Origin of the sequence: Domibacillus sp. DTU_2020_1001157_1_SI_ALB_TIR_016 (genome assembly GCF_032341995.1) — a bacterium.
Classification (GTDB): domain Bacteria; phylum Bacillota; class Bacilli; order Bacillales; family Domibacillaceae; genus Domibacillus; species Domibacillus indicus_A.
The window spans coordinates 1,381,680-1,394,714 of sequence record NZ_CP135438.1 but is presented as its reverse complement, the minus strand read 5'-3'; the positions used below and the strand labels follow the sequence as shown (position 1 = coordinate 1,394,714).

Sequence of the window (13,035 nt, the reverse complement as noted above, 5' to 3'; positions counted from 1 at the left end):
GCCCGCTTATATATGTGTATCTACCAAAAAAAAAAGCGGCTGCTAATTGCAGTCCGCTTTCAAGAGATTTTGAATACGCCGCTTTTTTTATTAGTTTATGAATTTCTTATTGAATGTTTCGGGCACCTGCTCCTCTAGATTACTTTTTAGCTTTTATTTTCTGCTTTCCGCCTTCTAAATATCTTTCTTTATCCATTTCTAAAGAAAGTACCCTGATTACGTCAGGATGCACATGGGTATTTGACCGCGATTAACAATTTAAACACTTCCTTATAGCAATAGCTTTTTTTCTTATAATGCTGCTGTGCGAAGACCCCGCTTCTGCCAGATGGAAATTTTTTAAAAGAAAAGATGGTTTTTAAGAGAAGTTTTCTTTATTATTTGAATTACTTATATATGTATTCAAAAATTGCCAAAACAGAGAGGCAGGTTGTCAGTATGTCATTTTTTAAAACAGTAGGACAGCTCTTGCAAAATAATAGTGCTGAGATAGCGGCAGAAATTAACAAAGCCTTAGATAATGAATATCATTCCTTGCTTGATGAAGGCGGTCTTTCAAATGAGACGATGACGCAACGGCGGACACACTTAATTGAATTGATTGGAACAGCTATTTTAAATCAGCACGATCCCGGTGTAGCAGAGGAAATAGCGGACTGGACCAGGGAAACGGCTCTAGCAGCTGTTGAGCAAGGAATACAGGTAGAAGAGCTTATCCACTCCCTTCGTTCTTATAAAAAAACCATCTGGAACTACCTTCAGAATAAAATCGACATCGATCAAACAAAAGCTTCTATCGTGATGCAAGTACATTACTTAATAGAGGATATTCTTGATCAAGTCCTTCTTGTTTATAATGCTGGCTATATCAATTTCTACGAACAGAGGATAGACTCTGCCAAAAAAGCCTTTAATGAAGTTTCTTTTCCTGTAGTAGCTCTATCAGATAAAGTAGCGATTCTCCCTTTAATCGGCGAATTGGATGAAGAAAGAGCCAGCATTATATTAGAAAATGTACTGCCTAAATGCAAAGATTTAAAAATTGATGAGCTGATTTTAGACTTATCAGGGGTTCCTCGTATCGATACAATATCGGCTAATACGTTATTTCAGTTAAAAGACTCTCTTGCAATCATCGGTATTTCTTTGACCTTCACCGGCATAAAACCCGAACTGGCTGTACCTATGGTCAACTTGGGGATTCCGATTAACAAGCTTCATATAAAAGGCACCTTAAAAAATGCGATTGCTACGTCCAAAGTGCTGTAAGCATCACCCCTTTGCCGGCTGCAGCGCTTGCAGTATGAACATCAGAACATTACACAGAACCAACCTTCAGCGATTTGTCCGCCATTCCATAAGGCAAGCGGCACAAATGCCGGCTTGCCTTATGCTGTTGTCTCATCGCAAGACGTAATGTCCTGGCAACTTGCAAATGTCTATTCAATGCAGATTCTCTCTCCTTCGCTTCCTCCAGCTATAAAACCGAAATCATAACGAATGCTTTTAAAACAAGGCCTCCCCTTTTTTGATGCTCATTATGCTTCTTATGCTTTTTATAAGTGTCTGGTGAGAAATATAGCTTTTTCCCTAAACAAACCTTTAATTTGTATATAAGTATATAAAATTTAACATTAAAGAAATGCGAAAATACCTTCAAATATATTCCTTCTTTGAGGTTATTTTCCCTAGATGAGATATTAGAAAATACAGGATATTTGTATCAATTTCCCCAAATTTTGAAACCGCTATCCTGCAGAATGACTGCGTTTTCACCTCATATGTACCAACGCTTCTAAATCCAAAATCATATCTCACTTTGGCGTCACGGCTTTAATTGACAACTTATTTTAATTTTCGCTAAGCTAGTTTAGCCTTCATGAAAAAGCAGGCATGCAACTTGTTGCGAAAAAGTCAGACGGTAAAAAATCTATTGAAAATGAGAGTGAGACTATGAAAAAATTCACGAAAATCACTGCGGGTGCCCTTGCAGCTTCACTATTAGGGGGTTCTTTGGCGCTGCCAGGACATTTAGCATTTGCTGATGCAGCAAAAAGTGCGAATGTACAAAAAGAAATAGCATCAACCGGAAAAGCGCTTAGCTGGGATAAGAGTTCTTTAGTTTTTACTGGACAAAATGATACGCCAGATTCTATATTTGCTGTAATAGAGAATGGTCAGGATTCCCGTGATATGGAAGGTACTGTAACGTATGAAGTATACTGGGCGCCAGATGGCAACCCTAAAAACGGTGAAGTGGTGTACACAGGAACAGTAGATGAGTTAGCTTCTGGTGAATCACAAACATTAACATACATACCGAGTGAAGAAGGAAATTACATATTTAAAGCGTATCAGCGTCCAAACCATCCTGGTAAGGGAGAGTTATGGAGCGAGGCCATTCCTGTAACACAAGCAAATGAAAATTATACGGTTTTGGAGCCTGAACAGCCGTACAATGACTTTTTTAAGTCTCATGTAGATAAAGGGACGGTTACATTTACGGTACCTGAAGGAATGAAACCGGTAGAACTTAGTTTTACAAGCTACCGTAAAATCGGTGACGGCAATCAAACAAGCTATGATAACCAAACCGCTCTGTATGGTCCAGGCACTTATACTGTTCAAGTTGACCTGCCGTATGGCGACTGGCAGACAGATCTTTATTTAGGACCGGTCATTGAAAATATCACAGAAGCCGGGCATCCGTTAGATAAATTTATTGATTCAGATTTTGGTTCAAACAAATCCAATTATACGAATTATGGTTCTTATACATATCAGTGAAGTAATGGCTTCTGTCCCTAGCGCAGCAGGTACAGCATGACTTCATTTGCATGTAAATGAACAAAAAAAGCCTGTTTTGATCCTTTCAAAACAGGTTTTTTCATTTTCACTACTCCCCTCATTCCTTTAATCAATAACATCAACAAATCCTAAAAAGATAAAGATAACGTTATTTTTATGAATTTTAAATTGATTTCTCTTATAAAGAAATGGCACAATGAATGGAAGGTAAAGAAACATGGATGAATAGCATCGAAAAAGCAATAAAAGGTGATAATAAACAAACATGTTATAAATAAATCTAAAGAGGTCTAACTGGAGAGGTGGTTTATCATAATGAAGTTTTTTGAAGCGGCGGGTCAGCTATTAAGAGGTCATCAAATGGAAATATCAATAGAAATCAGCCGGAAATTAAATCAACGCTATACTTCTTTTCTTAATGAAAGCGGGCTTGCCGACGATGCGATTGCCAAGTGGAGAGCCCAGTTAATTCATTTTATTGGAACAGCCATTTTAGACCAGAATGACGCTTCTGTCACTGATTCTGTAGCTGACTGGTCTGTACAAACAGCTGAAGGAGCCGTTAACTACGGAGTAGGAATCGATGATTTAATGCTTACGGTCCGCTGTTATCGAGGAGTGATTTGGGATTATATTGAGAAAGAAATAGACATTGAGGCTATGAACCCTTTCTCGGTGTTAAAAGTAAACCGAATTATTGATGCTATTTTGGATCAAACTGCGCAAGTCTTTAGTGTTTCTTATGTGGAATATCATACTAAAGCGATAAGAGCTGCACAAAAAGCATTTAATGAAGTGTCTTTTCCGGTTGTCGCACTTTCAGATCAAGTAGCTGTTCTTCCCTTAATTGGTGAATTAAGTGAAGAAAGAGCCAGCATTTTATTAGAAAATGTGCTGCCTAAATGTAAAGATTTAAAAATCAATGACCTTATTTTAGATTTATCTGGAGTCCCTCAGGTAGATACAATGGGTACAGATAAACTGTTTCAGCTGAAACAGTCACTTAGTCTGATTGGCATTAACTTGATCTTTACGGGTATAAAACCCAGCCTTGCCCTGCCGATGGTTAATTTAGGAGTCTCTCTTGACCAGCTTAATGTAAAAGGAACGCTAAAAAATGCTATTTCCGCTTATAAATTAATGCAATAATGATCTTTTTCCTCCCACCCGTCTGGCCTGAAGCACTAATATAATGCAATGAAACATAATTATTCATTACAATGGATAATTTATTTTAAAACCCGGCTTTTGAAGCCGGGTTTCTTTTTTTAAAAACGTCCCCCCTGCCTTTTAATGTGTTTTATTACACTTGCCCCCAGATAAATGTCAGGAAAATGGCCTATAATGTGCCTGGCGGACAAGTAGTTCAAAAGGCGATTTTTTACTTTTATTAGTTATTTACGTAGGAAAATCCATCACTGTTGTTAAATAGATTAATATAAAGAGCTAAGCAGGAAATACATTTTGTAAATTATTTACTAAGAAGGAGGGCTGTTTCTCGGACTATTTCATAAACCTGTCAGTGAAAAATGCGGACAAAGGAGAGATGTATATGAAACATCTAAAAAGAAGTACCTTCGCTACATTGAGCTTTTTTATGATGATCACCCCCGCTTCTGCAGCTGTTCCGGGTGTAGATGATTCGATGAAAAAAGGAGCAACAGAAGGAATTGTCTCTGTCTCTCACCCATTAGCCGCTGAAGTAGGCAAAGAGATTTTAGAACAAGGCGGGAATGCCGTAGATGCGGCAGCGGCTATTCAGCTGTCACTAAATGTTGTGGAACCGATGATGTCAGGGATTGGCGGCGGCGGCTTTATGATGGTATATAATAAAGCAGAAAATAACATTACTATGATCGACAGCCGGGAAATGGCTCCAGCAAATGTAACGCCTGAACTTTTCCTGGACCAAAACGGACAGCCTGTGCCTTTTGGGGAACGTCATACAACCGGTAAAGCAGTAGCAGTTCCGGGAACATTAAAAGGGCTTGAAATGGCTCTTGAAGAGTTTGGAACGATGGAATTGTCTGAAGTCATTGACCCAGCTATTGACCAGGCTGAAAACGGGATTAAAGTAAACTGGTCGATGGCGCAGTATATTGACGAAAATGCAGAGAAACTGCAAAAATATAAAACGGCAGCGGATGTGTTTGTGCCGAATGGAAAGCCGCTAAAAGAAGGACAAACCCTTGTTCAGCGGGATCTGGCTAAAACCTTTAAACTGATTGAGCAGCAAGGGACGAATGCTTTTTATAGCGGTGAAATTGGAGAAGCGATTGTACAAGAAGTGCAGAAAACCGGCGGAACGATGACAACAGAAGATTTGGCGCAATATATTGCAAAAGAGCGGGAACCCGTGCGGGCAAATTACCGGGGATATGATGTGGTCAGTGCTGCTCCTCCAAGCTCAGGCGGTTTAACTGTTCTCCAAATTCTAAAGTTAATGGAAGGCTATGATGTTCAAAAAATGGGTGTGAATTCCCCTGCCTACCTTCATCATTTGATTGAAGCCATGCATCTCGCTTATGCAGATCGTGCTGCTTATATGGCAGATGAAGATTTTTATGATGTTCCATCAGAAGGACTTTTAAATGAGCAATATATTGCAGAGAGAAGAAAGCTGATCAACCCGTTAAAAGCAACAGCTGTAGTCAAAGAAGGCGATCCTTGGAAGTTTGAAAATAAAGAACCCGCTGCTGAGGTGACGGTAAAAGAAACAAATCCAATCGGGCAGACCACTCATTTTTCGGTTATGGACAAATGGGGAAATATGGTTTCATATACTACAACGATTGAACAGGTATTTGGATCGGGCATCATGGTTCCAGGCTATGGATTTATGCTGAATAATGAAATGACAGACTTTGATGCAGCTCCAGGCGGCGTGAACCAAGTAGAACCCGGCAAACGGCCAAGAAGCAGTATGTCCCCTACTCTTGTGTTAAAAGACGGACAGCCATTTATGGCCCTCGGATCTCCTGGCGGACCAACTATTATTGCGTCAGTGGCTGAAACGATCATGAATGTCATTGATCATCAGATGCCGATTCAAGAAGCCATTTTAATGCCTCGCATTTACTCAGCAGGCTATCCAACGGTACGATGGGAATCGGGAATCAGTCAAAATACAAGATTGGAATTGATGGCGAAAGGACACGTTTTTGAGGAACAGCCCGAAAATATCGGCAACGTACAAGCCGTGATCTTTGATTACGAAAATGGCCAAATGTATGGCGGAGCAGACAATACAAGAGAAGGAACGGTTCTAGGGGTGGATGCTATCTCCTACACGTCTAAACAGTCAAAAGAGATAAAAGAAGAGAAAAAAGGGCCTTTTACTCTTAAAGTGAATGATGCGGTTTATCCGTACACAGCTGATCAAATGAAGCTGCTCAATGGTACGCCTTATATTCAATCAGATAAGCTGCTGCTTGGCTTAGGTGCAATTGACTCTTCCGATTTAAATGCATACAAACCGCATAAGCGCTCTTACTTGCCGGTTTTAAAAGTGGCACAATCACTTGGGTATGAAGTCACTTGGAACGAGGAAACAAAAGAAGTACTTCTCCAAAAAGACTTATCTGACGTTGACAATCCAAATGATGATGAAGATGACGAGGTTATTACCCACTAAAGATTTCTTTTTGTGGAGTATCAGATTGATTTTTACAAATCCAAATTATGACCCCTGTCTTTTTTAAAGTCGACAGGGGTATTTTTTATGTTGAATATATAAAAATAGATAGCGTGTGATAATTTTTATCTCCTTGTTTGATTGTTGTTATTTCTTTGTTTTTGATTAATTTTATTTGAATTTTGCACATAATGTAATAAGTTTAAATGTTATTAAAAAAAGAAAAACCCTTGTTAACGAATCATTGATAACAAAGGTTTTATAGTGTATTTTCTATTCTGCTTTATAAGACTTTGGATTCTCTGCCTTACCTTTCACTGCGTTATCCTTCTTCCTCATTAAGCCTGCTGCTTTATTGGCGATAATCGTTATGATAAAAGACAAAATCAATGCAGCAGCCATGGCGATAATTAAACCAGCCATGTTATTGGTTAACAGCGGCGCTGTAAAGGTCGGTACATAAGCTGTTCCACGAACATTAAACATACCAACCAAGGCCCCCCCTGCCCCTGCTGAAAGAATCGCTCCTGCAAACACGGCTTTATTGGAAAACATAAAAGGATACGCGGCTTCTACAAAGGTGCCAAATCCCATATTGATCAAAAAACCTGGAGTTGCGGCCGCTGCTTCTCCCTTGTCCCTTGGAGCAATCACATTCGCTAAATTAATTCCAGCAGATACCATAACAAGTCCTACCATATCAACAGCCCCTAAAAAGCTGGCTCCCGTTTTTTCCATTTCCAATAAAACAATAGGCAGAATAGCGGCATGATAAATACCACCTAAAATAGCTGGCCAGATTAATAGGCCTGCCACTACTCCTGCAAGAATTGGATTGAAATTGATCGCAAACTCGATAGCAGCTTTGAATCCGTCACCGATCTGTAAAGCCAGCGGAGCAAGCAGATAGTACACTATTAACCCGGCAATCAATCCTGAAAATCCTCCGGCCACAATATTGACGGTTGTCATTGGAAAGCGCCATTGAATACATTTTTTAAAAAGAAACTGAACGAGTATACCAGCTAAAATACCGCCAATAATTCCTCCGATAATGCCGCCATTTACAGATAAAATTCCTGCAATTACACCAGAAACAATGGATACTTCATCTAAATCAGAAACTTGTTTAGCTGCTATGACTGCCACCACTACAGGAAGTGCCTGAATCATCACATCGAATACTTCCTTCATGCCAGAGAGGCCCGGAATCTGGCTCAAGGCCAATACAATAGCCATTGCAATAAAACCGGGCAGGGCCGAAACCATGATTCCGCGAATATTAATCCTTTTAAATACATTTCCCTGCTGAGCGGAAGGGTTTTTACTAGATGCACCAATGACAGGCTGGTATTTTATCCCCCATATCTTACACAAGGAAGTAATAAAAGAAATAGCTCGCGTCCGGCTTGTTGTTCCGGTTGTTCCCGACTGCGCTATAATGTTGGCTCCTTTTGAACCGATCATAGCCATGGATGTACCGCCTGTACCGACAATAGGCAGCTTCATTTCAACAGCGGCTTCAATGGCCTGTTTGTTCGTTCCCTCTGGATCTGCACTCATTAAAATTAATCCATCTATCTGCCCGTTTCGAATTTTTTGAGCAATATCTTTATCCAGCTCCACCGCTGCCTTGTTGGCTTCTGCAAGAAGTCCATGGAACATTTCAGCTGGCTGTCCGTGTTTATCAAAGGTAAATACTTTTGCTTTAGTCGTATCTTTAATAGAATCCATCGATTCAGCCGCAGCAATAAACTGAACAGCAGAAATGGTTAACCCAGCTGCATCACTTTGTGTAATGATCTCCTGCAGCAGCTTTTCGGGATCCTTCCCTCCTAAATTGTATAAATTCCCACCGCTGCTTCCTATAATAGCAATCTTCTTCATAACGCACTCCCTCCATACTTCACTGAGCAAAAATCTACTTTCCCTTAAAAATAAAGACTGATGAAAAAGAATAAAAATACATTAATATGTTTATTTATTTAATATAACACTCTTTTTCTGAAAAATTAAAAGAATTTTTAATTCTTTTCTCAATCCATTTACCTACGTTTATACATCAAATGCTCAGTGGCTGGATAGGTAGGTATAGTTAATACTCTCTTTTGTTCCCTTTTTTCACAAAATCCCAATCGATTTCTACGTTTTTTCTAACTCTTTGAAGAAGATCATGAAGTACCTCAGCTTCCTCCTCTGAAAACCCAGATAGAGCTACTTTGTTAGAATAATCCCCCTCCCTTTTCAAAAAGGGATAAAGCTCTCTGCCTTTTTTTGTTGGATGTAGCTTCTTAATTTTTTTGTTCTGATCGTCGTCTTTTTTTTCAATAAAACCTTGAATTTCTAATTTTTTGATCGCACGCGCTGCTGTGGTACGGTCTACTTTGATCATTTCCGCCACTTTTTCCTGGATAATGCCCGGATTTTCACAGATTCGAATAAGGTATAAATACTGCCCTTTCGTAAGGTCAAACTCTTTAAATTCAATATTGCTGATCGAATCGAGCGCTCTTGCAATCATGCCGATTTCCCGAAGAATTTCCCTCATATGTAAACCCCTTTATAAAATTTTGTTGTATTTGCAACAAAAATACATTATAGTTTTTATTATAATAAGTCATATCTGTATTATGACTGGACCGTTTTGAGAAATCTAGAAAAGGACTGAAGAAAAATGGATGCAATAAAAATAACATTAGAAAGTGAATTAAAAAAAGCTTTTTCCATCAGGAAAGAAGTGTTTGTTGACGAACAAGGAGTACCTTTAGAAGACGAATTTGATAAATTTGATACTCTTGAGGGACCCGTTCTGCATATATTGGTTTACTATCAGGATCAAGCTGTTGGAACGGGGCGGATAAGATGGGCTGACAGTGTCGGTAAACTGGAGAGAATTTGTATACTAAAACCTTACCGTCAGTTCGGTCTCGGGAAAGTGATCATTAAAGCGCTAGAGACGATCGCTAAGGAACAAGGAACATCTCAAGTTAAACTGCATGGCCAGATACAGGCAGAAGGTTTTTATAAGAAACTCGGCTATTATGCTGCGTCTGATGTTTTTATGGAAGATGGTATTCCCCATCTTTTAATGAAAAAAGAATTATCTGCTGAACCACTATGAGGCGTCTGAGAATGGCGAAATATATGTACTACACAACGGGGATCGTTATTCTCACGCTTGGTGTTACACTTACAATACAGTCAGACCTCGGCGTGTCTCCTTTTGATGCTCTGCTAGTCGGTTTAGCCGCCAATCTAGGGTTGACAGTAGGGAGCTGGGAAGTGATCATTGCTTTTATCTTAATTGGCTGCAATTCGATGTTAAAAAAGCAGAAACCAGAGTTTTCCGGCTTGTTAACGGCCTTGATTACAGGAATCAGCATTGATGTATGGCTTTTTTCACTGGGCACTTTCGTTACGCCAGAGTTATGGGTTACTAAATTTTTATGTTTTAGCATAGGTCTTTTAACAATAGGGATGGGCACCGCCATTTACTTATACGCCGATTTCGCCCCTATCCCTGTTGATCGCTTTATGCTTATCATCCGGGAATTAACCAAAATGAACATATGGCTTACGAAAACAATCATTTATATTCTTTTCCTCTCTTTATCTCTTTTGTTTCAAGGACCTGTTGGCGTTGGAACGATACTAGCTGTTTGTTTAGGGGGTCCTATTCTTCATTACTGTATGGCTTTGACAGACTTTAAGCTAAAACCTCCTTCTTCTAAACAGCCAGGCATTTAAACGAGAAATAAAGAGCGTGGTTTATGCGTTTAAAAAGAGCCACATCGGCTCTTTTTTACACTGCAGAATGTTGCTAATTCGCCATATTTCCCTTTTTGCGGTGAACTTTTATCCAAATAATAAGAGTCGCCTTACGGAACAATTAGATTCCGTAAGGCTTCTTTCTTAGGCGTACAAAACGCTATTTATCCTTGCGCTTCAAAATCCTTAATTTTCGCATCTGGGCTTAACACTTTCTCTGGCTGAAATTCCGCTAATGGCTCCCCTTCTTTGACTTTTTTGACCCAGTCATGATTCGCAAGAGCTCCTTTACCAAGCGAAACTACATCCGCTTCTCCTTTTTCAACAATACTGACAGCAAGTTCTGGCTTTTCTAAATGCCCATTTGCAATAACAGGCTGTTTTCCATATTTTTTAGCCAGGGCAGCTAAAGAAGGACCGCCGTCACCAAAAGCAGAATCCACAGCCGCGGTTCCTTCTCCTTCCGGAAATGCCGGCTGCCACGCTTCATATTCTGTCACATGAATGAAGTCTAATGGTGCATTCCCCAATTGGCCGAAAATGATTTCGGCTTCTTTTTCTTTTTCCGCCCATTTATGTTCATAATCATTCACTTTTCCTTGCGCGATCCGGATGCCTACCGTAAAATCTTCTCCAACCGCTTCCCGGACAGCATTGGATACCTCAACAAGCAGGCGCACCCGGTTTTCAATCGAGCCGCCGTACTCATCTGTACGCTGGTTCGTGTAGTCCGTTAAAAATTGATCCAGGATATAGCCGTTGGCTCCGTGAATTTCGACTCCATCAAATCCAGCTGTTTTTGCCCTTACTGCCGCTTCTGTGAATCCTTTAATGACGTCCTGAATATCTTCTTTTGAGGCTTCTTTTGGTTTCGGAAATGAGCCGCTTCCTCCATAGAACTCCATTTGCTCCCCTTTGGGCTGGACTGAAGAAGGACCGATTGAGTCTTCCATAAAACGATTTCCTTGCGAAAGCGCACCTGCATGCATCAGCTGCGCAAAGATTTTGGCACCGGCCTGGTGAACAGAGTCGACTACTTTCTTCCAGGCCGCTGTTTGCTCTTCATCTGTGATGCCAGGCTGATTGAAATAGCCCTGGCTGTATTTTTGATCCGGGTAAATCCCCTCTGTAATAATGAGGCCAAAACCGCCACGGGCAAATGATGTATAGTAAGAATCCATTTGGCCAGTCGCAAGCCCTTCAGGTGTTGCACTCGTACGTGTCATAGGCGCCACACTTACCCGGTTTTCCAATTCTGTACTTCCCAGTTTTACTTTTTGAAATAAAATGTTTGTATCAGGCACTGTCAAAACTCCTTCCTATATTTGCACAACCCTATTATGTTCAATTCATTCTTAAACTTTCACTCTTTGTTTTGGATAACATCTTTTAAAACACCTATGTCTCCTTTTTCACATTTCACTATAAACTAAACAAAACCTGATTGATCCCTTGGAGCAGCCGGTCGCTTTTTTCAACCTGAACTGTTGTATGATTCGCTGCTCATTAGGTTAGCCAGCAAGTCAAAAAGAAGAAATTGGCATAAGAATTAAAAGGGATAGATTTTGCAGATGAAAACATTCGGGAAGAAAAAAGCGGTTTGTTCACCTTAAAGAGGGGTAGCTGTTAAATAAAGACATAAACTACAGCAAGAAACCAAGGTGAGTGTTCAATGTTCGGATTATCCGACTTACTATCGTTAGTTGTTTCAGCTTTTATTATTTTGCCAGCGGTCATACTATTACGTGAATTAGGGTACCTCATTGTTAGTGCTCTCTTTGGGGTCCAAAATCCAAGAATTACTATCGGTTCAGGCCCTCGATTATTTAAGATCGGACTATTTGACGTCAGAAAATATTATCATCTGTACAGCTGGTTTTCTTATGACTCCTTAACCAAAGAAAATAGATGGGTTTATGTTTGTGTATACGCAGGCCCCATTTTAATAAACATCGTTGCTGCCTTAACCATTAATTCGCTTTTAGCAAATGGCTATTGGCAAACGTATGCCACATTTTGGGACCGGTTTATTTTTTATGCTTTTTATTATGTGTTGTTTGATGTGGTGCCGATGAAGACGGTCAATGGGAAGCCAAACAACGGTTATATTATTTATGAAATGCTTCGTTACGGCAGGAGAATGGATTATAACCAGGAGCCGCTTATCCCTGCTACAAAGGAGGTAGAAGAACAATACCAACAAAAAATGAAAAAAATTGAAGAAATAAAAAAAGAGGAGCAGCAGGATCATAGAACGAAGTAAACCGTGCAGAATGAGCAGCAGATTTTAAGGGTAGCAGAAAACACTTTGAACAGGACTGGCTGCTTTTAATATTTGCCTGAATAAGTGTAGGGCTCATCCAGGCTTTTTCTTTATCCACTATTTCAGATTGAATAATCTTCCGGATCCTGACCTGTGTATTGGCTTGCCGGATTAAATTGCTCACTATTGTTTTGTGAATTTGTATCCACGTAGAGCAGCATGCCGCCGGTGATAACATCTGTATAATGTTTTTCTGCTTCTTCCTCACACATTCCTGTAGACAGCCCTATACGAAGCAAAGCGTCACGGACAGGCTTTTCCCCTAATAGGAATGCGGCAAAGCGATCCCGCCAGGATTGAAGGCCGGCTGATTCCACATTAATATCCATCTGCCCTTTTGTCATCAAGATCTCTTCTTTATCCTTTACGATAATGTACATATCCTCTTCCTTATAGCCTTCTTCTTTTAAAGCATTGATTTTCCACAACAAATCGTCTTCGTCATAATACACATATATAAATTTTTTTTCTTCCATCAGCCATATTCTCCTTAAACTTAAAA

The 13,035-nt window shown here is 39.9% G+C and carries 11 protein-coding genes; 7 read left to right on the top strand and 4 right to left on the bottom strand.

Annotated elements, in window-relative coordinates; translation table 11 throughout:
• Positions 1-438 precede the first annotated feature (438 nt).
• The 4 genes from RRU94_RS06540 to ggt all read left to right on the top strand — a co-directional run bounded on the left by RRU94_RS06540 (position 439) and on the right by ggt (position 6,442).
• Positions 439-1,269, top strand: coding sequence for an STAS domain-containing protein (locus tag RRU94_RS06540; protein WP_315690980.1), 831 nt, complete (start codon positions 439-441; stop codon positions 1,267-1,269).
• Positions 1,270-1,953: 684 nt separating this feature from the next.
• A complete protein-coding gene (locus tag RRU94_RS06535) occupies positions 1,954-2,787 on the top strand; it encodes a hypothetical protein (RefSeq protein ID WP_315690979.1) in 834 nt (277 codons plus the stop codon).
• Positions 2,788-3,168: 381 nt separating this feature from the next.
• Positions 3,169-3,957 carry an STAS domain-containing protein gene (locus RRU94_RS06530; RefSeq protein ID WP_315690978.1) on the top strand — a complete coding sequence of 263 codons (789 nt, stop codon included), beginning with the start codon at positions 3,169-3,171 and terminating at the stop codon, positions 3,955-3,957.
• A 403-nt stretch (positions 3,958-4,360) separates the two neighbouring features.
• The gene (ggt, locus tag RRU94_RS06525) at positions 4,361-6,442 is read left to right on the top strand and encodes a gamma-glutamyltransferase (RefSeq protein ID WP_410492931.1); all 2,082 of its coding nucleotides are present in this window, start codon (positions 4,361-4,363) and stop codon (positions 6,440-6,442) included.
• A 273-nt stretch (positions 6,443-6,715) separates the two neighbouring features.
• Here ggt and RRU94_RS06520 read toward each other — a convergent pair whose 3' ends face one another.
• Both RRU94_RS06520 and RRU94_RS06515 read right to left on the bottom strand, forming a co-directional pair.
• Entirely contained in the window at positions 6,716-8,329 is a 1,614-nt protein-coding gene (locus RRU94_RS06520; protein ID WP_315690977.1) for a PTS sugar transporter, read from the bottom strand.
• Between the two features lie 208 nt (positions 8,330-8,537).
• Entirely contained in the window at positions 8,538-8,990 is a 453-nt protein-coding gene (locus RRU94_RS06515) for a MarR family winged helix-turn-helix transcriptional regulator (protein ID WP_251272728.1), read from the bottom strand.
• A 126-nt stretch (positions 8,991-9,116) separates the two neighbouring features.
• Here RRU94_RS06515 and RRU94_RS06510 point away from each other — a divergent pair, with 126 nt between their 5' ends.
• Together RRU94_RS06510 and RRU94_RS06505 are read left to right on the top strand one after the other, a co-directional pair.
• On the top strand, positions 9,117-9,563 hold the full coding sequence (locus RRU94_RS06510; protein WP_315690976.1) for a GNAT family N-acetyltransferase: 447 nt from the start codon (positions 9,117-9,119) through the stop codon (positions 9,561-9,563).
• Between the two features lie 11 nt (positions 9,564-9,574).
• A complete protein-coding gene (locus RRU94_RS06505; protein WP_315690975.1) occupies positions 9,575-10,189 on the top strand; it encodes a YczE/YyaS/YitT family protein in 615 nt (204 codons plus the stop codon).
• Between the two features lie 185 nt (positions 10,190-10,374).
• Here RRU94_RS06505 and RRU94_RS06500 read toward each other — a convergent pair whose 3' ends face one another.
• Entirely contained in the window at positions 10,375-11,514 is a 1,140-nt protein-coding gene (locus RRU94_RS06500) for an oxidoreductase (RefSeq protein ID WP_315690974.1), read from the bottom strand.
• A gap of 368 nt (positions 11,515-11,882) precedes the next feature.
• Here RRU94_RS06500 and RRU94_RS06495 point away from each other — a divergent pair, with 368 nt between their 5' ends.
• Entirely contained in the window at positions 11,883-12,473 is a 591-nt protein-coding gene (locus RRU94_RS06495; RefSeq protein WP_315690973.1) for a zinc metalloprotease, read from the top strand.
• Positions 12,474-12,595: 122 nt separating this feature from the next.
• On the opposite strand, the gene RRU94_RS06490 is transcribed toward RRU94_RS06495, so the two are convergent.
• Positions 12,596-13,009, bottom strand: coding sequence for a YflT domain-containing protein (locus RRU94_RS06490; protein WP_315690972.1), 414 nt, complete (start codon positions 13,007-13,009; stop codon positions 12,596-12,598).
• Positions 13,010-13,035: the final 26 nt, after the last annotated feature.

Coding starts and splice junctions, on each gene's coding strand:
- RRU94_RS06540 (WP_315690980.1), top strand. CDS start 439: ATGTCATTTTTTAAAACAGTAGGACAGCTCTTGCAAAATAATAGTGCT.
- RRU94_RS06535 (WP_315690979.1), top strand. CDS start 1,954: ATGAAAAAATTCACGAAAATCACTGCGGGTGCCCTTGCAGCTTCACTA.
- RRU94_RS06530 (WP_315690978.1), top strand. CDS start 3,169: ATGGAAATATCAATAGAAATCAGCCGGAAATTAAATCAACGCTATACT.
- ggt (WP_410492931.1), top strand. CDS start 4,361: ATGAAACATCTAAAAAGAAGTACCTTCGCTACATTGAGCTTTTTTATG.
- RRU94_RS06520 (WP_315690977.1), bottom strand. CDS start 8,329: ATGAAGAAGATTGCTATTATAGGAAGCAGCGGTGGGAATTTATACAAT.
- RRU94_RS06515 (WP_251272728.1), bottom strand. CDS start 8,990: ATGAGGGAAATTCTTCGGGAAATCGGCATGATTGCAAGAGCGCTCGAT.
- RRU94_RS06510 (WP_315690976.1), top strand. CDS start 9,117: ATGGATGCAATAAAAATAACATTAGAAAGTGAATTAAAAAAAGCTTTT.
- RRU94_RS06505 (WP_315690975.1), top strand. CDS start 9,575: ATGGCGAAATATATGTACTACACAACGGGGATCGTTATTCTCACGCTT.
- RRU94_RS06495 (WP_315690973.1), top strand. CDS start 11,883: ATGTTCGGATTATCCGACTTACTATCGTTAGTTGTTTCAGCTTTTATT.
- RRU94_RS06490 (WP_315690972.1), bottom strand. CDS start 13,009: ATGGAAGAAAAAAAATTTATATATGTGTATTATGACGAAGACGATTTG.